The 21,577-nt window shown below is 72.9% G+C and carries 20 protein-coding genes and 1 riboswitch; of the genes, 7 read left to right on the forward strand and 13 right to left on the reverse strand.

What is annotated here, in order from left to right:
- Nucleotides 1-49: 49 nt before the first annotated feature.
- Nucleotides 50-2,071 (reverse strand): hypothetical protein, encoded by a 2,022-nt coding sequence (locus tag A3CQ_RS56890; protein WP_040434345.1) that lies wholly within the window; start codon nt 2,069-2,071, stop codon nt 50-52.
- 259 nt (nt 2,072-2,330) lie between these two features.
- Here A3CQ_RS56890 and A3CQ_RS0150670 point away from each other — a divergent pair, with 259 nt between their 5' ends.
- Nucleotides 2,331-2,852, forward strand: coding sequence for a hypothetical protein (locus A3CQ_RS0150670; RefSeq protein ID WP_020518659.1), 522 nt, complete (start codon nt 2,331-2,333; stop codon nt 2,850-2,852).
- A gap of 97 nt (nt 2,853-2,949) precedes the next feature.
- Nucleotides 2,950-4,428 carry a glutamate-cysteine ligase family protein gene (locus A3CQ_RS0150675; RefSeq protein ID WP_020518660.1) on the forward strand — a complete coding sequence of 493 codons (1,479 nt, stop codon included), beginning with the start codon at nt 2,950-2,952 and terminating at the stop codon, nt 4,426-4,428.
- On the opposite strand, the gene crcB is transcribed toward A3CQ_RS0150675, so the two are convergent.
- The 9 genes from crcB to A3CQ_RS0150720 all read right to left on the reverse strand — a co-directional run bounded on the left by crcB (nt 4,421) and on the right by A3CQ_RS0150720 (nt 14,444).
- Nucleotides 4,421-4,780: a fluoride efflux transporter CrcB gene (gene crcB / locus A3CQ_RS0150680; RefSeq protein WP_020518661.1), complete on the reverse strand. Its 360-nt coding sequence runs from the start codon at nt 4,778-4,780 to the stop codon at nt 4,421-4,423. The two genes, A3CQ_RS0150675 and crcB, sit on opposite strands and share 8 nt — an antisense overlap.
- The gene (locus A3CQ_RS0150685; RefSeq protein ID WP_020518662.1) at nt 4,777-5,262 is read right to left on the reverse strand and encodes a fluoride efflux transporter FluC; all 486 of its coding nucleotides are present in this window, start codon (nt 5,260-5,262) and stop codon (nt 4,777-4,779) included. The genes crcB and A3CQ_RS0150685 overlap by 4 nt, the downstream gene beginning before the upstream one ends.
- A 122-nt stretch (nt 5,263-5,384) precedes the next feature.
- Nucleotides 5,385-6,818 (reverse strand): hypothetical protein, encoded by a 1,434-nt coding sequence (locus A3CQ_RS0150690; protein ID WP_020518663.1) that lies wholly within the window; start codon nt 6,816-6,818, stop codon nt 5,385-5,387.
- A 138-nt stretch (nt 6,819-6,956) separates the two neighbouring features.
- Nucleotides 6,957-8,384, reverse strand: coding sequence for a cobyrinic acid a,c-diamide synthase CobB (locus A3CQ_RS0150695; protein ID WP_020518664.1), 1,428 nt, complete (start codon nt 8,382-8,384; stop codon nt 6,957-6,959).
- On the reverse strand, nt 8,378-8,977 hold the full coding sequence (gene cobO, locus A3CQ_RS0150700; RefSeq protein WP_020518665.1) for a cob(I)yrinic acid a,c-diamide adenosyltransferase: 600 nt from the start codon (nt 8,975-8,977) through the stop codon (nt 8,378-8,380). Before cobO ends, A3CQ_RS0150695 begins: the two co-directional genes overlap by 7 nt.
- A gap of 6 nt (nt 8,978-8,983) precedes the next feature.
- Complete coding sequence (locus A3CQ_RS0150705) at nt 8,984-11,095, reverse strand: VWA domain-containing protein (RefSeq protein ID WP_245577697.1); 2,112 nt, start codon at nt 11,093-11,095, stop codon at nt 8,984-8,986.
- Between the two features lie 9 nt (nt 11,096-11,104).
- Nucleotides 11,105-11,234: riboswitch (cobalamin riboswitch) on the reverse strand.
- Between the two features lie 16 nt (nt 11,235-11,250).
- A complete protein-coding gene (locus tag A3CQ_RS0150710) occupies nt 11,251-12,825 on the reverse strand; it encodes a gluconokinase (protein ID WP_020518667.1) in 1,575 nt (524 codons plus the stop codon).
- A gap of 5 nt (nt 12,826-12,830) precedes the next feature.
- Nucleotides 12,831-13,169, reverse strand: a complete 339-nt coding sequence (locus tag A3CQ_RS0150715; RefSeq protein ID WP_026207126.1) for a VOC family protein — start codon at nt 13,167-13,169, stop codon at nt 12,831-12,833.
- Between the two features lie 51 nt (nt 13,170-13,220).
- A complete protein-coding gene (locus tag A3CQ_RS0150720; protein WP_026207127.1) occupies nt 13,221-14,444 on the reverse strand; it encodes a glycosyltransferase in 1,224 nt (407 codons plus the stop codon).
- 66 nt (nt 14,445-14,510) lie between these two features.
- Between A3CQ_RS0150720 and A3CQ_RS0150725 the strand changes: the two genes are divergently transcribed.
- On the forward strand, nt 14,511-14,819 hold the full coding sequence (locus A3CQ_RS0150725) for an ArsR/SmtB family transcription factor (RefSeq protein ID WP_020518670.1): 309 nt from the start codon (nt 14,511-14,513) through the stop codon (nt 14,817-14,819).
- Nucleotides 14,816-15,325, forward strand: coding sequence for an SRPBCC family protein (locus A3CQ_RS0150730; protein ID WP_020518671.1), 510 nt, complete (start codon nt 14,816-14,818; stop codon nt 15,323-15,325). The genes A3CQ_RS0150725 and A3CQ_RS0150730 overlap by 4 nt, the downstream gene beginning before the upstream one ends.
- On the opposite strand, the gene A3CQ_RS0150735 is transcribed toward A3CQ_RS0150730, so the two are convergent.
- Entirely contained in the window at nt 15,322-15,687 is a 366-nt protein-coding gene (locus tag A3CQ_RS0150735) for a nuclear transport factor 2 family protein (RefSeq protein WP_020518672.1), read from the reverse strand. The two genes, A3CQ_RS0150730 and A3CQ_RS0150735, sit on opposite strands and share 4 nt — an antisense overlap.
- A gap of 57 nt (nt 15,688-15,744) precedes the next feature.
- Between A3CQ_RS0150735 and A3CQ_RS0150740 the strand changes: the two genes are divergently transcribed.
- Nucleotides 15,745-16,149: a GNAT family N-acetyltransferase gene (locus tag A3CQ_RS0150740; protein WP_020518673.1), complete on the forward strand. Its 405-nt coding sequence runs from the start codon at nt 15,745-15,747 to the stop codon at nt 16,147-16,149.
- A 10-nt stretch (nt 16,150-16,159) separates the two neighbouring features.
- On the opposite strand, the gene A3CQ_RS56895 is transcribed toward A3CQ_RS0150740, so the two are convergent.
- The gene (locus A3CQ_RS56895; RefSeq protein WP_084699577.1) at nt 16,160-16,834 is read right to left on the reverse strand and encodes a polysaccharide deacetylase family protein; all 675 of its coding nucleotides are present in this window, start codon (nt 16,832-16,834) and stop codon (nt 16,160-16,162) included.
- 68 nt (nt 16,835-16,902) lie between these two features.
- On the reverse strand, nt 16,903-18,186 hold the full coding sequence (locus tag A3CQ_RS0150750) for a citrate synthase (RefSeq protein ID WP_020518675.1): 1,284 nt from the start codon (nt 18,184-18,186) through the stop codon (nt 16,903-16,905).
- A 164-nt stretch (nt 18,187-18,350) separates the two neighbouring features.
- Here A3CQ_RS0150750 and A3CQ_RS56900 point away from each other — a divergent pair, with 164 nt between their 5' ends.
- Nucleotides 18,351-19,193, forward strand: a complete 843-nt coding sequence (locus A3CQ_RS56900) for a universal stress protein (protein WP_169516386.1) — start codon at nt 18,351-18,353, stop codon at nt 19,191-19,193.
- Nucleotides 19,194-19,226: 33 nt separating this feature from the next.
- Nucleotides 19,227-21,473, forward strand: a complete 2,247-nt coding sequence (locus tag A3CQ_RS0150760) for a putative bifunctional diguanylate cyclase/phosphodiesterase (protein ID WP_157297288.1) — start codon at nt 19,227-19,229, stop codon at nt 21,471-21,473.
- Nucleotides 21,474-21,577 lie beyond the last annotated feature (104 nt).

Below are 21,577 nucleotides of genomic sequence, written 5' to 3' on the forward strand. Positions count from 1 at the left end.
ACCAGCCGGCGGGTCCCGGCCCGTTCCAGCCGGCCGACTCCGGCCCGTCCTAGCTCTGGCCGTTCCGGTTCTGGCCGTTCTCGTTCTGGCCGCCCTCCGACAGCGGCCGGTTGAGCTGGCCCATCTGCGGGGGCTCGAGCGGCGGGCGGTTGCGGCGGGCGGCGCGGGGCGCGGGCTGTGGCGGCTGGTTGGGTGGCTGGCCGGGCGGCTGCTGCTGGGCGCCGGGGGCGTTGATCTGGCCCATCTGTGGCGGTTCCAGGGGCGGGCGGTTGGGGCGGGCGGCGCCGAGGCCGCTGGGCTCGGCCTCGCCGGCGCCGCCGAAGCGGTTGCCGAGCGCCTGCCCCGGTGGGATCGCCTGGGCCGGCGGCTGGCCGGCCGCTGCCGGTGACGAGGGCTGGGCCGGGCCGGCGGACGGACGACCGAGACCCAGGCCGCTCGGAGGCCCGGCCGCGGTCTGCTGAGTGGGCGCGACCGTCGGCGGCCCGGCGGCCCCGGGCTGTCCCAGGCCGCTGGGCGCATCCGGCTGCGGCCGGCCAAGACCGGTCGGCTGCGGGCCTGCGGACGGCTGAGCGCCGAGTTGCTGACCGCCGGGCCCCTGACCGATGAGTGGCTGACCGCCGGGCACCTGACCGATGAGCGGCTGACCGCCGGGCGGCTGACCGATCGGCGGCTGACCGATGGGCGGCTGACCGCCCAACTGACCACCCGGAAGCTGAGTGCCGGGCCCCTGATCTACCGCCGGCTGACCAAGGCTGGGCGACGACGGCGCGACCGGCGACGGACCACCAAGATGCTGAGCACCGGGCGCTTGGCCGACCGGCGGCTGACCACCGAAATGCTGAGCACCGAGCGGCGGCTGACCGAGACCGGGTGAGGGCGGGACGGCGGGCGGCTGGCCGAAACCCGCTGCGGGCTGGGGTGGACCGGCCGGCTGCTGGGCCGGAGCTACGGGCGGGCGGATCGGGGCGCTCGGCGGCTGGATTCCGGCGGTCGGTGCCTGGGCCGGAGCGATCGGTGGCTGGGCACCGGCGATCGGAGGCTGGTTCAGCGGGGCCGGAGGCGCGCCGTTGACCGGGGACGGGCGGGCGGCCGAGGGCGAGACGGGCCGGGGGTCGAGCGGGGGCGGGCCGGCCGGGCGGGCCGCGGGCACGGGTGTGTAGAGCGGTGCGTCGAGGGGCCGGTCCTGGGGTCGGTACTGGGGCTGGGGCGGCGGGTTGCCGTGCCGCGGGTCAGGGCCGGACGGGTAGGACGGCGGCGGTGTGGCGGCCGCTGACCACGGTTGCGGGTCGGCGGGTGGCGGATCGACCCGGGATTCCATGATCGGGTCCATCCGGGGTGGCTCGGGGATGCGCGGCTCGGCGTGAATGGCCGGCGGGCCGAACGGGAGCCCGCCCGGAGGCTCGACCGGGGGCAGGTCCACGGAGGGGCCCAAGGGGTCGGGCAGTCGCGGTCCGCTTTCGTAGTCGGCCCGCGATGGTGGCCCGGCAGGGGGAAGAGGCCCGCTCGGGGGCGCGGAGAACTCGAGCTCGACCGGGGCACCGCCGAGAACCGGGCTGCCGGCCGACGGCCCGGCCCAGGGCGGCAGGTCCTCCCGGATCCCCAACGACCGGTCTCCCAGCGACCGGTCCCCCAGCGACGGGTCGCCCAGTGGGCGGTCCCCCAGCGACCGGTCCCCCAGCGAAGGGTCGCCCAGCGACCGGTCTCCGAGTGGGTCGTAACGGTCATCGAGCGGGTCGCGGCCGGGACCCTCCGGTGGCGCCTCGAGCGGCGAGCCGAAGGCCAACGGTGACGTGAACGCCGGCTCCGGGGCGTACGGCTGCTGATGCTCGCCGAACCCACCGCCGGGCGTGCCCTGGCGGACGGCCGTGACCAGACCGGAGGCCTCGGCCAGGCCCGCGGCCGCGACGACCTCGGCGGCGGAGCGTCCGGCGGGGCACGGGAGCGGCTCGCCGCAGACGGGGCACTCGGTCATCCCCTCGCTCGGACCGGCCCCACCCGCGTGCGCCTCGAGCATGCCCAGGGCGGTGCGCGCGAGGACGCTGTCCGGATCCACGAACGCCTTCGGTGCCATGCCCTGCCCCCATCCCCCGCGGTTCACGAGTCAAGTTCACCTTCCGCGGGGGCGGCTCGCGGGGTTTTCCGCAGATCAGGGCCGGCCACGCTGCGCGACCGTCGGCATTGCGGGCGGTAGCGGCCGGAACAGGGCGAGGCCGGCACCCGGCGACTGACCAGCGCGTCTGCCCGATCCTGACCTGTTCTCACTTATTCACTCACGGTGTGTATGAAGTTGCTCTCCGTACGATATGAAGACATCCAGGAGGTGATCCCCCATGGACGAGGTCGAGCTGTACCGCGAGCAGATCCTCCGGCACGTCAGCCCCGTCATCACCGGCCGCTTCGCCGGCTACCAGACGTCGTACACCCGCGAGGTGAAGGTCGGGCAACCGCTGCTGGTCCTCGTCTTCGTCGCCGCGGGCATCGCCCAGCTGATCGGCTCGCTGCTGCGGATGCGCGGCGCGCGGCGCAGCTTCAAGGAGCTGAAGAAGGGACCCGAGTTCCTGGTGACGCCGCTGCGGGTGCGCGACGACCTGGGGCAGACGTACGAGGTGGAGATGCACGGCCACCTGCCCCAGTCGGCCCTGCACCGCGGCGACCTGGTGCAGCTCACCACCCGCCCGCAGAAGGACGAGCGGCTGGCCGTGCGGCTGATCCAGGTGGTCAACCTGACCACCATGCAGCCGCTCACCCCGCGCATCCCGACCATGTGGTCGCACTTCGGCCCGGCCCTGGTCATCCAGGCCGTCCTCGGGGTCGCCGTGGCCGCGGCGATCATGGCCGCTTGGCTGGCTTGAGACCCGGATTTGCGGGGTACCGGCACATGTCGATGGACGCCTGGCGCAGACCCTCACGGTGTGCGATTTTGGAGTCACTCGAGAGAGGTGGTGTGCCGTGGGCGAGGAAGTCGAGCAGACCAACTTCACCCGAGAGGACCGGGCCAAGTACCGTCACAAGATCCGCCGGAGCCTGGACGTGTTCGCCGCGATGCTGCGCGAGTCACGCTTCGAGTTCGAGCGTCCCCTGACCGGCATGGAGATCGAGCTCAACCTCATCGACGAGGACGCGAACCCGGCGATGCGCAACGCCGAGGTCCTGGGCGCGATCGCCGACCCCGACTTCCAGACCGAGCTCGGCCAGTTCAACATCGAGATCAACGTGCCGCCGCGGCGGCTGGCCGGCGACGAGAACGCCGACCTCGAGCGCACGCTGCGGGCCAGCCTCAACAACGCCGAGAAGCACGCGCGCGGCGTCGGGACGCACACGGTGATGGTGGGCATCCTGCCGACGCTGCGCCGCGAGCACATGACGCTGGACGCGCTGTCGGCCAACCCGCGCTACAAGCTGCTCAACGAGCAGATCTTCGCGGCCCGCGGCGAGGACCTCGACATCCGCATCGACGGCGTCGACCGGCTGGCCGTCACCACCGACACCATCGCGCCCGAGTCGGCCTGCACCAGCACCCAGTTCCATCTGCAGGTCAGCCCGGCGCAGTTCGCGTCGTACTGGAACGCGGCCCAGGTCATCGCCGGGATCCAGGTCGCGCTCGGCGCCAACTCGCCGCTGCTGTTCGGCCGGGAACTGTGGCGCGAGACGCGCATCCCGCTGTTCGAGCAGGCCACCGACACCCGGTCGGAAGAGATCCGGGCTCAGGGCGTACGCCCCCGAGTGTGGTTCGGCGAGCGCTGGATCACCAGCGTCTTCGACCTGTTCGAGGAGAACGTGCGCTACTTCCCGGCGCTGCTGCCGATCTGCGACGACCTCGAGCCGTCCGAGATCCTCGAGCGCGGCGAGATCCCCGAGCTCGGCGAGCTGCGCCTGCACAACGGCACGATCTACCGCTGGAACCGCCCGATCTACGCGGTGGTGCGCGGGCGGCCGCACCTGCGGGTGGAAAATCGGGTGCTGCCGGCCGGGCCCACGGTGGTCGACACCCTGGCCAACGCGGCGTTCTACTACGGCCTGATCCGCAACCTGGCCGAGGCGGAACGGCCACTGTGGACGCAGATGAGCTTCAGCGCGGCCGAGGAAAATTTCCACGCCTGCGCCCGGCACGGCATCGACGCCAGTGTGTTCTGGCCGGGGCTGGGCTACATCCAAGTGACCGAGCTCGTGCTGCGGCGGCTGCTGCCGCTGGCCCAGCTGGGCCTGGAGCGGTGGGGCGTCTCCCCGGGCGAGCGGGACCGGCTGCTGGGCATCATCGAGCAGCGCTGCCTGACCCACCGCAACGGCGCGGTGTGGCAGGTGGAGACGCTGCACTCGCTGGAGGCCGACGGGCTCGACCGGCGGCAGGCCCTGCACGAGATGCTGAAGCGCTATCTCCCGCTCATGCACGAGAACAAGCCGGTGCACGAGTGGCCGCTGCCTAACTGAGGCCCTGGGCCAGCAGAAGTCCGACGCCGGCCGCGCCCAGGCCGGCGACCACCGAGGCGACCACGTTGACGACGGCGTAGAAGCGGGCGCCCTCCTGGGCCAGGCGCAGCGTCTCGTAGCTGAACGTCGAGTACGTGGTGAGCGCGCCGCAGAAGCCGGTGCCGAGCAGCGCGGTGACGGCGGCGCTGCTGGGCAGGCCGGTGAGGAAGCCGAGCAGCAGCGACCCGGCCATGTTCACCGCGAACGTGCCCCAGGGGAAGACGGAGTCGTGGCGGGCCTGGACCGCGCGGTCGGTCAGGTAGCGCAGCGGGGCGCCGACCGCCGCGCCCAGCGCCACCAGCAGCAGCGTCACAGCGCCTCCGCCCGGCGGCGGCGCCCGACGGCGGCCCGGGTCACGGCCGTGCCGCACCAGACCGCCGGCAGCGCGGTGACGAGCGTGAGGGAGAGGTAGGCGAGCGCCACCCACGGTGCGCCCGCCCCGGCGGCGCGCTGAACATCGACGACGTACGTGGAGAACGTCGTGTACCCGCCGAGCACGCCGACGCCCGCGAAGGGACGCAGCAGTGGCCGCCCGGTGGCGACCTCCGTGACGATCACCATGAGCACGCCGATCAGCAGGCACCCGGTCACGTTGATCACGAAGGTGGCCCACGGGAAACCGTCCGCCGGATGGGGCCAGGCGGCGGAGAGGCCGTACCGGGCCAGCGCGCCGAGCACACCACCGGCCGAGATCGCGCTCAGGACCGGGATGGGGCTCGGGCGCAGCTCGGCCCGCTCGGACGGCACGTGCAGATCGACATCGGGATCCACCGGGACCGGCTCGGACTCGGTCACGCCACACTCCTGCCATGGTCAAGCTCTGGCAGGGACCGTTGGCATCGTCGCGGTTCACCCCGGCACAGGGGTCGGCGGGCCCCACCGCCGAGATCACAGCTTACCGTGGGGCCCGCCGGTTCCTACGCCTTGGGGCTCAGCGTCACGTCGTCGACGACGAAGGACGTCTGGATCTGCGTCCCCTCGGTGCCGGTGAACGTGACCGTCGTGCTCCCCGACCCCGAAATCGTCAACGATTTCTGAATATATCCGGAAGAGGCATTCAAATTGGAGTACGTCGCCAGGGTCGTGCCCTTCGCGGCGACGGTCAGCTTGTCGTACGCCGTCGTGGTGGTTGTCTCGTCGGTGTCGACGTGGAGCCAGAAACTCAAGGTCGCGCCGCCGCACCCCGACGGGATGGTGACCGTCTGCGAGAGCGTGTCCGTGTGCGCTGAGCCGTAGCCGTCGAGCCAGGCCTTGTACGAGCCGGCGTGCGCGGCCTCGGACGACGAGTTGGTGATGACGCCCGACGTGGCGCTCCAGACGGTGTTGCCCGACTCGAATCCGGTGTTGCCGAGCAGCTGGGTGGTCGCGCAGCTGCCGCCGCCGGTCGGCGACGTCGTCGGGGAGGTCGTCGGCGTCGACGAGCCCGTCCCGGCCAGCCACTCGGTCGCGTTCAGCGCCAGCGCCTTGTTCGTGCCGGCCGTGTCGTTCCAGCCGTCGTAGAGCGTGTTGCCCGACTGCCCGGTCCCGTCGTCGATGGGCGAGCTGTCGCCCCAGACCGCGACCCGGCCCGAGCCGAAGGTGCTGGTCGTGAAGAACGCGCCCGTGCTGCCGGTCTGGCTGGATCCCGGCCGCCACACCAGGCCCGCCACGCTCGAGTTGTCGGCCTTGTGCAGCGTCTGGGTGCTGCCGTCGCGGATGATGCTGCCGGTCACCCGGCCGTAGGGTCCGTTGATCACCGGGTTGGTGCTGCTGCTGATCGCCGTCGGGTTCTCGCTGGAGATGTCGTTGGAGTCGATGCTGAAGCCGAACGGGTCGGTCGAGTCCACGGTGTTGTTCGTGAGCAGGTCGTTGGCGATCTCGACCGAGTCGTAGCCGTCGTTGTTCCGGTCGCTGCCGGTGTGGTCGACGATCAGGAAGAACCCGCCGCCGGCCTGCACGAACTTCATGATCGCGGTCTTCTCGGCCGCGCTGAGCAGCACGTTCGGCTCGGGCATCACGAAGACGTCGAAATTCTTCAGATCAAGAGCACCGGAGCCGCCGTACGTGATGGTGTTGCCGGCCGGCAGGGTCTTGAGGCTGTACGAGCCGGTGCGCTGCAGCGCGACGCCCCAGCTCGACAGGGCGCCCGTCCACGAGGTCTCCGAGGTCGGGTTCGAGTTCTGCCCCAGCGGGTCCGGCTGGGACGTGCTGATGATCCAGTCGGCGTTGCCCGCCGTCTCGGCCTTGCTGTTGTCGAACAGCACACGATGGACGACCGCGGCCGACGCGGGTGGCGTCGACACGACGGCGACGAGGGCGGCTCCGGCTGCCAGGATGGCGGCGGCCAGGACAGCCCGGGTACGGACCAGCACCTTGCACCTCCGATAGTCGATATATCGACCGGAGACTATGAGTGCCGGGTGGCCGCGCCTACCCTGCAGCCGTTCCGCCGGATGACGCAAGGGAAAACCCTCTCCCGGCGCGCGCCGCCAGGCCGACGACCGGCCGGCTCATCGGGCGGCCGCCGCCACGACGCCGGCGGCCAGCGACGGCGTGCCGGCCCAGTGCAGGTGCAGATAGGACGCGTGCACGGCCGGGGTGGCGAAGCCCTCCGGGTCGGCGCCGCGCCACTGCCAGGCCGCGCCGGTGGCCGGGGAGTGCAGCAGGCCCGAGCGCGGGTGCACGGTCGTGCGGTGGAACTCGTGGCCGGTGACCCGCGTGCCGGCCCGGGCCAGGGGGCTGTCGGCCAGCGCGACCGCGTCCCGGTACCCGAGGGTCAGCGACGGCGTCATGGCCGCGTCGGCGTCGAGGACCCCGCACATCGGCGCGTCGTCGAGCGTGCGGCACAGCCAGAGCAGGCCGGCGCACTCGGCGGCGATCGGGCCTCCGGCGGCGGCCAGTGCGGCCACCTCCCGGCGCAGCGGCTCGTTCGCCGACAGCTCCGCGGCGAACACCTCGGGGAAGCCCCCGCCGACGACCAGCCCCCGGGTTCCCGCCGGCAGCTTCTCCTCGCGCAGCGGGTCGACGATGACGACCTCGGCGCCCGCGGCCGCGAGCAGCTCCGGCGTCTCGGCGTAGGAGAAGGAGAAGGCCGGCCCGCCGGCCAGCGCGATCACCGGCGCCGGCCCGGCGAGGCGCTTGTCCACCGAGTTGGCACCCGGGCCGACCGGGCAGACAGCCGCCACGCCCGGGCCGGCGGCGGCGGCCAGGGCCGTGGCCGGGCTCCACGGTCCGACCCGCAGGGGTGGGACAGAACGGGCGATCGCGGCGATCTCGTCCAGGTCGACCGAGGCGGCGACCAGGGCGGCGAGGGCGTCGACCGACGCCAGGGCCTCGGCGCGGCGCTCGGCGGCGGGAACGAGGCCCAGGTGACGGGAGGGCGCGGCCACCGCGTCGGCCCGGCGGAGCGCGCCGAGCACGGGGGTGCCGACCTCTTCGCAGGCCTCGCGCAGCAGGGCCTCGTGCCGGTCGGAGCCGACCCGGTTGAGGATGACGCCGGCCAGCCGCACGCTGCCGAAGCTGCGGAACCCGTGCACCAGCGCGGCGATCGACCGGCCCTGCGCGGCCGCGTCCACCACCAGGATGACCGGCGCGTCGAGCAGGGCGGCCACCTGGGCGGTCGAGCCGGTGTCGCCGGCTCCGGTACGGCCGTCGTACAGGCCCATGACGCCCTCGACGACCGCCAGCTCGGCCCCGGCCGCGCCGTGCGCGAAGAGCGGCCCGATCAGGCCCTCCCCCACCAGCACCGGGTCGAGGTTGCGGCCGGGCCGGCCGGCGGCGAGCGCGTGGTAGCCGGGGTCGATGTAGTCGGGCCCGACCTTGAACGGCGCGACCGGCACGCCCCGCCGGGCGAACGCGGCCAGCAGCCCGGTCGCGACCGTCGTCTTGCCATGACCGGAGGCGGGCGCGCCGATGACGACCCGCGGGATGTCTACCACTCGATGCCCTGCTGTCCCTTGCGCCCCGCGTCCATCGGGTGCTTCACCTTGGTCATCTCGGTCACCAGGTCGGCCGCCTCGAGCAGCTCCGGCGCCGCGTCCCGCCCGGTGATCACCACGTGCTGCGTGCCGGGCCGCTCGGCCAGCGTGGCGACCACGTCGGCGACGTCGACCCAGCCCCACTTCATCGGGTAGGTGAACTCGTCGAGCACGTAGAACTTGTACGTCTCGGCGGCCAGGTCCCGCTTGATCTGCGCCCAGCCCTCGGCGGCCTCGGCGGCGTGGTCACGCTCGGCGCCCGGCCGCTGGATCCACGACCAGCCCTCACCCATCTTGTGCCAGGTGACCGGGGTTCCGCCCGCGGCGCCGAGCGCCTTGAGCGCGGCCTCCTCGCCGACCCGCCACTTCTCCGACTTCACGAACTGGAACACCCCGATCGGCCAGCCCGCGCTCCAGGCTCGCAGCGCCATCCCGAACGCGGCCGTCGACTTGCCCTTGCCGTGCCCGGTGTTGACGGCGAGCACCGCCTGGCGGCGCCGCTGCCGGGTGGTGAGCCCGTCGTCCGGCACGGTGGTGACCTTGCCCTGCGGCATCTGTGTTCACGCGGCCTTTCGGGTGGAGGCGGTCCGGGCGGAGGCGGTGGCCTCGAGGTGCTCGAGGGGCATGAGGTCGGCGCCGAGGGCGGTGGCCAGGCGGCGGGCCAGCCCGAGCCGGATCGGCCCCGACTCGCAGTCGACGACCACGGCGGCCACCCCGGTGAGAGCGGGCGCGATCGTGATCGGGTCGGGACCGCTGGTGGCCCGGCCGTCGGTGACGACGATCAGCAGCGGGCGCCGGCGGGGGTCGCGGCGGCGCTCGGTGGCGATGGTGGCGGCGGCGGTCCGGAGGCCGGCCGCGAGCGGGGTGCGGCCGCCGGTGCGCAGGCCGGCCAGGCGCAGGACGCCCACCTCGTGGCTGGAGGTCGGCGGGAGCACCTGCTCGGCCGCGTGCCCCCGGAAGGTGATCATCCCGACCCGGTCCCGGCGCTGGTAGGCGTCGCGCAGCAGCGACAGGACGGCGGTCTTCACGATGGTCATGCGCTTGCGGGCGGCCATCGAGCCGGACGCGTCCACGACGAACAACACCAGGTTCGCCTCGCGGCCCACGTGGATCGACTCGCGCAGGTCCCGCGGGTCGACGTCGCGGGCGCCGCGGTGCAGGGCGGCCCGCAGGGTGGCGGGCAGGTGCGGCGCGCCGGCCAGCTTGCCGCGCGGCTCCCGGCTCCCGACCACACGCCCCCGTCGCGTGAAGGCCGGCGACCGCCGGCCGGCGTGCCCGCCCTCGCCGCGCCGGGAGATCGACAGCGTGCGCGTCCGGTACGGGTTCCCGGCGGCGACGGCCGGCATCGGGCTCGCGTCCCCCGTGCCGGTCTTTTCGGAGAGGTCCGGCGGCTCGCCGCCCTCCGCTCGCGGCCCACTGGCCTCCGCGGTGCCCGTGCCGGATTTTTCGGAAATGTCGGGCGAGTGGCTGTCGCCGGCGAGCTCGGCATCGGGCGCGTCAAGACCGCCCGGCTCGCCCGAATGGTCCGGGCCGTCGTCGGGTGATGGGCCGCCGTCGGGTGATGGGCCCCCGTCGGGATCGGGATCGTCGTCCGGCCGCTCGTCCTCCAGGCCGGCCTCCGCCTCGGCGAGGGCCTCGTCCAGGCGCTGCTCATCCGTCCCGGGCGGGTCGAGCGGATCCTTGCGGCGCCGGTGGGGCAGGGCAAGACGAGCCGCATCCCGTACGTCGCCGGCGGTGACCAGCTCGCGTCCGTGCCAGGCGGCCAGGGCCACCGCGCACCGGGCCACGACGATGTCGGCGCGCATCCCGTCGACGCCGTACGCCAGACACACCAGGGCGATCCGGTCGAGCTCGCGATCGGGCAGCACCACCCGCGGCAGCACCTTCCGGGCCGCGACGATCCGCGCCGCGAGCGCCCGCTCGTCCTCCGCGAAGCGCGCGGCGAACCCCGCCGGGTCCGCCTCATAGGCGAGCCGCCGCCGCACCACCTCGGCCCGCTCCCGGGCCTCCCGCGGGGCGCCGACGGTGACGACCAGCCCGAACCGGTCGACCAGCTGCGGGCGCGGCTCGCCCTCCTCCGGGTTCATGGTGCCGACCAGCAGGAACCGGGCCGCGTGCTTGACCGACACGCCGTCCCGCTCGACGTGGGCACGACCCATGGCCGCCGCGTCCAGCAGCAGGTCGACGAGATGGTCGGGAAGCAGGTTGACCTCGTCGACGTAGAGGACCCCGCGGTGGGCCGCCGCGAGCAGTCCGGGCTCGTACGCCTTGACGCCGTCGGCCAGCGCGCGCTGGATGTCGAGCGTGCCGACCACCCGGTCCTCGGTGGCGCCGACCGGCAGCTCCACCAGGGCGGCCGGGCGCGACAGGGCCGGGCTGTCCGCGGGGTGCGGTCCGTCCGGACAGTCCGGGTCGGGTTCCGCGGGATCGCAGGCGAAGCGGCACCCCCGTACGACCGAAACAGCCGGCAGCAGACCGGCCAGAGCTCGCACCACCGTGCTTTTCGCGGTCCCCTTCTCGCCGCGCACGAGCACCCCGCCCACGTGCGGCGAGACGGAGCTGAGCAGGAGCGCCAGGCGCAGGCCGTCGAGTCCGACCACGGCGGAGAACGGGTACGGCGTCACGTGGATCCTCTCCTGCGCGGGTGTCCACGCCCGCGCGATGGCAGTCACGAGCGGCCGGAGTCTCCTGGCTCCCGGATCGCCGCTGCCCGCCCGAGCCTTCCGGCCGATGGGCCGTGGCTTGCCAAACTGGGCGGGAAACTCCCCGGTCACAGTGGCGGGACCGTCCCGGATTCGCACCGGGTTCCTCCGCTACCGCTCTGCGGTCATGCTTTCGTACCGCCCGGCGGGCCGTCAACGCGGTCCCCCGCCGCAGTGGCGGCCGTCTCCGGCAACGGCGCCAGCCGGTCGAGCTCGCGCACCGTGTCCAGCACCGAGAGCGCCGCCTTCTCCACCAGCGGCCGCAACCGCGCGTAGAGGGCCGCGTTGGCGGGATCCGGCCGGGTCGGCTCGCCGATCTTCACGAGCGCGGCCGCGGCGTCGAGGTCGGGCAGCTCGCCGAGCGCGTGCAGCCCGAGCAGGCAGGCGCCGAGCGCGGTGCCCTCGGGCGTGTCGGCGATCGCCACCGGCAGGTCGAGCGCGGCGGCGAGCACACCGACCCAGAGCTCGGAGGCGACGGCGCCGCCGGTGGCCCGGACCTCGCGCACCTCGAAGCCCTCGGTGGCGAACGAGTCGCGCACGAGCGCCAACTGCTGGCAGACGCCCTCGACGGCGGAGCGCACGAGGTGGGCCCGGCCGTGCTCGCGGCGCAGGCCGAGGTAGGCCCCGCGCAGGCCGGAGCGCCACCAGGGCGCCCGCTCGCCGAGCAGGTAGGGCAGGCAGAGCAGGCCGTCGCTGCCGGGCGGCACCCCCTGCGCCTCCATGAGCAGGGCGGCGTCGCGCTCGTCGGCGTCCTCGCCCTCGGCGCCGGGGCGCTCGAAGCCGGACGCGAAGCTCTGCCCGGCCCAGCGCACGACCGAGCCGGCGTTGTTGACGGCGCCGCCGATGGCCCAGCGGTCCTCGGTGAGGGCGTAGCAGAACAGGCGGCCGTCGGCGTCGGCGGTGGGACGGTCGACGATCGTGCGGACGGCGCCGCTGGTGCCGAGCGAGACGGCCGCGACGCCGGCCGGGGTCGCGCCGAGGCCGAGGTTGGCGAGGGGCCCGTCGGCCGCCCCGATGATCAGCGGTACGTCGCCGAACTCGGCCCGGAGCTTGAGGATCGTCGTGGTCGGCACGACCTCGGACAGCTGCTCCGGCCGGACCCCGGCGATGTCGAGCGCTTCCGGGTCCCACCGCCGCGCGTGGATGTCGTACATCCCCGTTCCCGACGCGACCGACAAATCTGACAAGTACGATTCGTCGGCCAGCGCGGCCAGGATCAGCTCCTTGACGCCGCCCCAGCGCGGGGTGTCCCGGAGAGTCGACGGATCGGTGGCCCGCCACCAGGCCAGCTTGGTCAGCGGCGACATCGGGTGGACGGGCGTACCGGTGCGGGCCTGGAGGGCCTTGGCCCGGCCCGATGCGATGATCTCGTCGCACTGGTCCCCGGCCCGGCCGTCGGCCCAGGTGATCAGCGGCCCGAGCGGCTTTCCGCCGGCGTCCATCGGCACCAGCCCGTGCAGGAACGCGCTCAGGCTCACCGCGATGACGCGGTCACCCTGCTCGCGGCAGGCCGCCGTGATGTCGGTGAGCGCCTTGACCGCCGCGTCCACGAGGTGCCGCGGATCCAGTTCGGCCCGTCCAGGGGCCGGGACCGACAGTGGATAGTGGACGCTCGTCTGCGCCCGCAGCCGCCCGTCGATTCCCGCCGCGATCGCCTTGGTGGCCGTGGTCCCCGTGTCGATGCCGATCACGACGTCCACGGCGGTCAGGCCACCAGGCAGAAGACGTGCCCGTCCGGATCGGTGAGCACCGCCTGGCGTTCCCCCCACGGCTGGTCGGCCGGCGCGTCCAGCACCGTCGCCCCCGCCTTCTCGGCGGCGGCCGTCACCGCGTCCACGTCGTCGACGACGAAGCTGACCGCGACCGCGGCCGGCCCGGGCGTGGGCGGCCGCTGATGCAGCATCAGCTCCAGGGGGCCGGCGAGCGTGACGATGTCCCCCGACCGGTACGTCTCGGCGAACCCGAGGGCGTCCCGGTAGAGGGCGAGCGCCCGGTCGAGATCGGCCACCGACACGATGATGCGACGCACTCCGCGAACCGTCATAGCTCCAACCTAGTGGGCCCACCGCCCTCGCGCCGCCGCACTGGTTGGGCCTCAGCCGATCCATTTCCGGATCGGCGCGGCGCCGTCCTCGGCGTTCACCCGGGCCTGCAGGGCCTGCGCCCGGGCCGCGTAATGCGGATTTCCGGTGACCCGGCACAGCGCGGCGGCCAGCGCCTCCGCGGTCAGGGCCGGCATCGGGATCGGCCGGGGCGCCGCCCCGAGGTCGTGCAGCCGCCGCGCCCAGAACGGCTGGTCGGCCAGCACCGGCACGGCCACCGCCGGCACCCCGGCCCGCAGCCCGGCCGCCGTCGTGCCCGCGCCCGCGTGGTGGACGACCGCCGCGACCCGCGGGAACAGCCAGGAATGCGGGGCCGCGCCGATGCCGAGCACGTCGTCGCCGTCGCCGGCGGCCAGCTCCGACCACCCGGCCTGCACCACCGCGCGCACCCCGGCCCGTCGCACCGCCGCGCCCACGATCTCGCCGAGCCGCCGCCCCTGGCCCGGGGCCATGCTGCCGAATCCCACGAACACCGGCGGGGTCCCGGCCGCGAGGAACGCCTCGAGCGCCGGCGGCGGCCGCCAGTCCTTGTCCTCGGCCGGCCACCAGTACCCGGTGACCTCCAGCTGCGGCGGCCAGTCCTCGGGCCGGGGCACGATCGCCGGGCTGAAGCCGTGGAAGGTCGGTTCCCGCAGCTCCTGCCGCTGCCGCAGCTCGGCGAGCGGCACGGCGGGCAGCCCGAGCTCGCGCCGCAGCTCCCGGATCGGCCCGGCGTAGAGCGGCTGGATCCCGCGCGACGCGACCCGCCCGGCCACGCGGTTGCCGACCGGTCCCAGCGACCGGCCGCCCAGCAGCACCGACCCGAACTCCCGGGTCGGCTGGACCGGCTGCAGGAACACCCCGGCCCGCCGGATGCCGTACGCCTCGGCCACCTGATAGCCGAGCGGGGCGACCATCGTGGACAGCAGCATGGCGTCCGGACGCACCGCCGCGGCCGCCGCCGCGATCCCCTGGCCGAGCGACGCGATCAGCGGCCGGGCCAGCCGGAACTGCCGGCCCAGCGCCCGCGGGCCCATCCCGCCCAGCGCGTGCGCGAGCGTGGCCCGCAGGTCGCCCGGCAGCGGGGCGAACTCGAGCCCGGCCCGCTCGACCGCCGCCCGGAACGGCTCGTGGGTGGCGAGCGTGACGGCGTGCCCGGCGTCGCGCAGCCGCGCCCCGAGGCCGGCGTAGGGCGCGACGTCCCCCACCGAGCCCGACGTGACGATCAGGACCCGCACCACCCCATCCTGGCATCCTGCTTTATGCCTTGACGGTTATATAACCGCTGAGGCACGATGGCGGGCATGGACGCCCTCACCGCGATCGCCGAGCCGACCCGGCGGCGCATCGTCGACGCGCTCCGGACGCGGGAGTGCAGCGTCACCGACCTGGTCACGATGCTGCGGATGAGCCAGCCGGCGGTCTCCAAGCACCTGCGGGTCCTGCGCGAGGCCGGCGTCGTGACCGCCTCCACCCGGGCCCAGCAGCGCATCTACCGGCTGAACCCGGCACCGTTCCGCGAGCTGGACGCCTGGCTGGCGCCGTACCGGCAGCTGTGGACCAGGCACCTCGCGGCCCTGGAAGAGCACCTCAACGAAAGGGACAAGCCATGACCGAGCCCGACGTCACGTATGCCAAGGACGACGGCAGCTGGACGCTCGTGTTCATCCGTGAGCTCCGCCAGCCGCCCGACCGCGTCTGGACCGCCCTCACCGACCCGGCCGAGCTCGACAAGTGGTCGCCGTTCACCGCGCGCGGCGCGCTGACCAGTCCCGGCGACACCACACTGACCATGGTCGACGGCGACGAGCGGACCGACCTGCCCGCCACCGTCCACCGGGCCGACAAGCCGTCTTTCCTCGACTACACATGGGGCGACGACCGCCTGCGCTGGGAGCTGGAGCCCACCGCCACCGGCACCCGGCTCACGCTCCGGCACACTCTGGCCGGCCCGGGCATCGAGGCGATGGTCGCGGCCGGCTGGCACCTGTGCACCGACGTTCTCGAGCGCCTCCTCGACGGCAACCCCACCGGCGTCATCCGCGGCCAGGACGCGATGAACCACGGCTGGGAAGAGCTGCGCGCCCGCTACGAGAAGACTTTCTCCTCGTACGCCTAAGGTTGGGAAAGCTTTTTGGCCATGGCGTCGGCCAGCGCCTGCAGCCCGCTCATCGGCCGGATCATGACCATGAATTCGGAGATCAGCCCGTCCCGGTCGAGGCGGATGAAGTCGCAGCCGTTCAGCGCCTTGTCGCCGATCCGCGCCTCGAAGACCAGCGCCGCGTCGTCGGTGCCGATCTCGCGCACGTACCGCAGGTCTTCGAAGACGGTGAAGACGGCCCGCAGAATTGTCTCGGTGGCCTCTTTGCCCTGGTAGGGCTTGTGCGCCACCGGGCTGAGAAACACCACGTCGTCGGCGAGCAGCCGCAGCGCCGCGTCGATGTCACCCGCCTCGACGGCGGCCCGGAACGGATGCGTCATGCCCGCAGTCTAGGAACCGGGTGCCGACCGGCGGCCGGGACCCCATACTCTCCGGAAATGCCGACGATCGAGCTCGTGACCCGCTTCCCGGTGAATGACGAGCAGCTGACGGCGTTGCACACGGAAGCGTTCGGCGGCGAGCCCGGCCCGGCGCGGCCGTGGGCCGAGCGGCTGGAACGCCACGCGCTCACCTGGATCGGCGCCTTCGACGGCGGCACGCTGATCGGCTTCGTCCAGGTGGCGTGGGACGGCGGCGACCACGCGTTCCTGCTCGACACCGCGGTGGCACCCGCTCACCAGCGCCTCGGAATCGGCCGCTCGCTGGTCGAGGCCGCCGTCGGCGAGACCCGCAAGGCCGGCTGCGAGTGGCTGCACGTCGACTTCGAGCCGCACCTCACCGGCTTCTACCGCGACCAGTGCGGCTTCCGCGCGACACCGGCCGGCCTGATCCGGCTGTCCTAGGTCTTCGAGCCTAGGTCTTCGAGCGACTCACCAGGTCGGCGACCGTGACGGCGGTGAGGCCGGTCAGGGCGGTCAGCAGCTCGTCGGTGGTCTCGACCACGCCCCGGCGTTCCGGGGTGCCCTCGTGCAGGACCAGGATCGAGCCCGGGCGCAGGCTCGGGAGCAGGGATTTCGCGATGCGCTCGTCGGACGGAGTGCCCCGGTTGCCGGCGACCAGGGTCCCGAGGACGGCCTGCAGGTTCTGGTCGGCGGCCGAGCGCAGCATCCGTGGCGTGAAGACGCCGGAGCCCGGCCGGAACCAGCGGACCGGCCCGTGCGGCTCGAGCAGTCGCGTGGTGCGGGCCAGGTCGAGCCGGAACTGCGGGTCGGGGATCAGGGCCGACCGCTCGTCGCGCATCAGGTGGTTGGCGATCTCGTGGCCCTCGGCGATGATCTCGGCCACCAGGTCGGGGCGGGCCTCGACCCGCTCACCGACCAGGAAGAACGTGGCCTTCGCGCCGTGCCGGGCCAGGACCTCCAGCAGGCGGGGGGTGCTCTCGGCACCGGGACCGTCGTCGAAGGTCAGCGCGAACACCGGGTCGGCCGTGTCGACGTACCAGATCACGTCGCCGGGGATCATGCGGGAGACGGCTCTGGTGGCGGGCTCCCGCCAGCGGGCAAGGAGTCCTGCCGGTGTCGCGCTCATGAACAAAGAGTAATTCAGGCGCCAGAACGCCCCGCCGGAACAAGCCGGCGGGGCGTACCGAGGGAAAATCAGCGCTTGTCGATCGCGACGAATTCGCGCTCGGTGAAACCGGTGTAGAGCTGGCGCGGGCGGCCGATCTTCGTGGCCGGGTCGAGCATCATCTCGGACCACTGGGCGATCCAGCCGGGAAGGCGGCCGAGGGCGAACAGGACCGTGAACATCTTGGTCGGGAAGCCCATCGCCTTGTAGATCAGGCCCGTGTAGAAGTCGACGTTCGGGTAGAGCTTGCGGCTCACGAAGTAGTCGTCGTGCAGCGCGATCTCCTCGAGCTGGAACGCGAGGTCGAGCAGCGGGTCGGGCTTGTCCAGGGTGTTGAGCATCTCCTGGGCGGCCTTCTTCACGATCGCGGCGCGCGGGTCGTAGTTCTTGTAGACCCGGTGGCCGAAGCCCATGAGCTTGACGCCCTTTTCCTTGTTCTTCACCCGGGTGACGAAGGAATTGACGTCGCCGCCGTCCTTGCGGATCTGCTCGAGCATCTCGAGGACCGCGGCGTTCGCACCGCCGTGCAGCGGGCCGGAGAGCGCGTTCACGCCGGCCGCGACCGAGGCGAACAGGTTGGCCTGCGCGGAGCCCACCAGCCGGACCGTCGAGGTCGAGCAGTTCTGCTCGTGGTCGGCGTGCAGGATGAACAGCATGTCGAGGATCTTCGCGACCTTCGGGTCCACGTCGTACTGGACGGTGGGCAGGCCGAAGGTCATGCGCAGGAAGTTCTCGACGTAGTCCAGCGAGTTGTCGGGGTACGGCAGCGGGTGGCCGATGCTCTTCTTGTACGCGTACGCCGCGATCGTCGGAAGCTTCGCCATCAGGCGGATGCCGGAGATCTCGACCTGCTCCTCGTCGAGCGGGTCGAGCGAATCCTGATAGAACGTCGACAGCGCGGTGACCGCCGAGGAAAGGACCGCCATCGGGTGCGCGTCGCGCGGGAATCCGGAGAAGAACGAGCGCATCTCCTCCTGCAGCAGAGTGTGCACCCGAATCTTGTCGGCGAAGTCCTTGAGCTGCGTCGGGGTCGGCAGCGCGTCGTGCATCAGAAGATACGACACCTCGAGGAACGTCGACTTCTCGGCGAGCTGCTCGATCGGAAATCCGCGGTAGCGCAGAATGCCCGCGTCACCGTCGATGTAGGTGATCGCCGAGGTCGTCGACGCCGTGTTCACGAAACCCTGGTCGAGGGTGACGAAGCCGGTCTCCTTCAGAAGGGCACTGACGTCGATGCCGCCCGGACCCTCGACGGCCTCACGTACCGGCATCGACAACTGGCCACCCGGGTGGTCGAGCTTGACATCCGTCATGTATTTCCCTCACTTCACCGGCAGATGTCCACAAGAATTTGTCGTTCACCGTAAACCCTCAACCTGAATGGGTCATCAGGTGGCCACCCGCTGAGGGATTGATCACGGGGGGTGGCGTTCTTGCATAGATAATGGTGCACAGTCTCAGTGCGGAGGTGAGACCGGTGCGAAACCCCGTAGTGGTCGGTGTGACGGGAACGTCGGCGGGACTGGCGGCGGTGCGGCTGGCCGCGCGCGAGGCCGTCTCGCGTGGAAGTCAGCTCCGGGTGGTACACGCGTTCACCTGGCCCAGTCATGGCCCGCCGGGCGCCGGGCTCGAGTACGACCGGGCACGCCGGGCCGCCTCTCAGGTGGTCGGCGAGGCGGTCGCCACCGCCCAGCGTTCCACACCGGGGGTGCGGGTGACGGGACAACTCGTGGACGGGTTGCCCGATCGGATCCTGTTGCGCCTGAGCCACTCGGCCGCGCTGCTGGTGCTCGGCGACGACGACCTGGCCACGACGCCGTGGCTGCCGCACGCGTCGGTGCTGGTGCAGGTGGTCGCCCGCGCCTGGTGCCCGGTGCTGGTGGCGCGCGGGCCGAGGCCGCCGCGCGGGGTGGTGCTGACCGCGGTGGACGGGTCCCGCCAGGGCCAGCTGGCCCTGCGGTACGCGGCGGGCGAGGCGCGCCGCCGCCGGGTCACGCTCGAGGTGGTGCACGTGGTGCGGGAGTACGGTGGCCGGTACGAGGAGCAGGGCCGCGAGGTGCTGGCCGACGCCGCGGACACGGTGCCCTCCGCGCGCACCCGGCTGCTGGCCGGCGCGCCGGGGCCGACTCTGGTGCTGGCCTCGCGTCGGGGCCGGGTGATGGTGCTCGGGCCGCGCGGCGTCCGCGACGCGGGCCTGCTCGGGGCGGTGGCGCGCGAGGTGCTGCATCGGGCCGCCTGCCCGACGATCTTCGTGCACGGCCGGCGGACCCCGGCCCAGCGGTCGCCGGCCGGAGCCTCCAAAGCGAGCGCGTTGACCTAATACTCGGGCGTAAACCGCCGATCTGTTCCGTTGATGACCGGATTGTGGCGGCTGTTCGCCCTCGGCGGGGTGGCGGCGACGGCCGTGTACCTGCTCGACCTCGCCCCCGCGCTGAACAACGCCTGCTCGCTGCTGGTCGGAGTGGGCACCGTGGTCGCCTGCTTCCTCGGGCCGCGGCGGCTGGGCGCCGAGCCCCGCCGCGCCTGGACGTTCGCCGCCACGGGCGCGCTCTTCTTCCTGATCGCCATGGTCGTGCGCCCGTTCGTCACCGACGCCGGGCTGCCGCTGATCGCCGACACCTTCTTCGTTCCCGGCTACGTGCTGCTCTGGGGGTTCCTGGGCGGGCTGCTGCGCGCCCGGCAGAGCCTCGAGTGGCACACCGTCCTCGACGGCCTGATCGTCTGCCTCGCGGGCGGGCTGGCCAGCACGTTGCTGCTCGCCATCCCGGCGGCCGAGATCACCGATCGCTCGCCGGTCGTCTCGATGCTGGCCGGGCTGTACCCACTGTTCGACATCGTCGTGCTGATGCTCGTGCTCAGCCTGACCTTCACCGCCCGGACCTGGCCGGTCGGCCTGATCGCGCTGCTCGGCGCCATGACGCTGCTGCTCACCGGCGACCTCGCGTACGCGATCATCGGCGCCTCCGGCCACCTGTACACCTCGCCGCTGCTCGACGCGCCGTTCCTGCTCACGTACACCCTGATCGGGATGACCGCCCTGCACCCGTCGGCCGTGCTGCTGGGCCGGCCGGCCCGGGCGCCGGTGCCGGCGTGGTCGGCCCGGCGGATGGCGCTGCTCGCCCCGGCCCTGGCCACCCCCTTCGTGCTGTTCGTCGCGCTCGGGGACACCGCCGGCAACCGGGTGGTCATCGCCGTGGTGGGAGCGGTCATCGTCTCGCTGGTGCTGCTGCGCGCGATCGCGGCGGTGCGGGCGCAGACCAGCGCTCAGCACTTCGCCGAGTATCAGGCCACCCACGACGCGCTGACCGGGCTGCCCAACCGCCGGATGATCAGCGACGAGATCGAGCGGCTGATCGGCTACGTCGCGCCCGGCGACGAGGCGGTCTGGGTGTTGCTGCTCGACCTCGACGGCTTCAAGTACGTCAACGACTCGTGGGGGCACGACACCGGCGACCGGCTGGTGATCGAGGTCGGCGACCGGCTGCGCGCCCGGGTGCCCGCCGACGTGCGGGTGGCCGCGCTGGGCGGCGACGAGTTCCTGCTCACCGCCATCGGCGACCAGGCGTACGCGGACCGGCTGCTCGAGGCCGCGCTCGGCTGCTTCGAGCGCCCGTTCGTGGTGCGCGACTTCGAGCTGAAGATCAGCGCGTCGGTCGGCATCGCCTCGGCCGGACCCGAGGGCGACCCCGAGGAGCTCATGCGGGACGCCGACACCGCCATGTACCAGGCCAAGTCGCAGGGGCCGGGCCACGCGACCGTGTTCGACCGGTCGATGCACGACCAGGTGCGCGAGCGCATCGAGCTCGAGGTCGCGCTGCGCCGCGCTCTCGGCGAGGGCGACCTCTGGGTGGCCTACCAGCCGATCGTACGGGTGGAGACCGGTCGCCCCCTCGGCGCCGAGGCGCTGGTCCGCTGGGTCCACCCGGAGCGCGGCCCGATCTCGCCGGCCGTGTTCATCCCGCTCGCCGAGGACGCCGGGCTGATCCGGGCGATCGGCACCTACGTGCGGCAGGAGGCGCTGCGGCAGCTCGCCGCATGGCGGGCCGACGGGACCGTCTCCGACGACTTCTACCTGTCCATCAACGTCTCGGCCAAGCAGCTCAACGACCCGTCGTTCCCCCTGGTCGTCGCCGGTGAGCTGCTGCGGTTCGGGGTGCCGGCCCCGAGTGTGGCCCTGGAGATGACCGAGAGCGTGATGATCGACGGCTCCGGTTCCGGCACCGCCTCCCGGGTCGTCTTCGAGCTGCGCGAGCTGGGCGTGAAGCTGCTCATCGACGACTTCGGCACCGGCTTCTCCGGCCTCGGCTACCTGCGCCGCTTCCCGGTCACCGGGGTGAAGATCGACCGCTCGTTCGTGATCGGGCTCGGCGCCGACGACGAGGCCGGCGAGCTGGTCCGGGCGATCGTCGCGATGAGCCAGGCGCTGCGACTGAGCGTGATCGCCGAGGGGGTGGAGACGCGGGTGCAGCGAGACGCGCTCGCCGGCATGGGCGTGACGCACGGCCAGGGCTGGCTGTGGGGTCCGGCGGTGCCACCGGCCGAGTTCGCGGCACATTGGCACGCGTCCGGAACTGCGGCGACGCTCGCCGGGCACGAGTGACCCTGGCGCCGCGGCGTTCGGTCGGGCATCATTTCGGTGCCTGTAAGTAATGCGGATCACAGTACGAGGAGTGTCATGATCGCGTTGGTGAGCGTCCTGCTCAT

The organism is Paractinoplanes globisporus DSM 43857 (assembly GCF_000379645.1).
Lineage (GTDB): Bacteria > Actinomycetota > Actinomycetes > Mycobacteriales > Micromonosporaceae > Actinoplanes > Actinoplanes globisporus.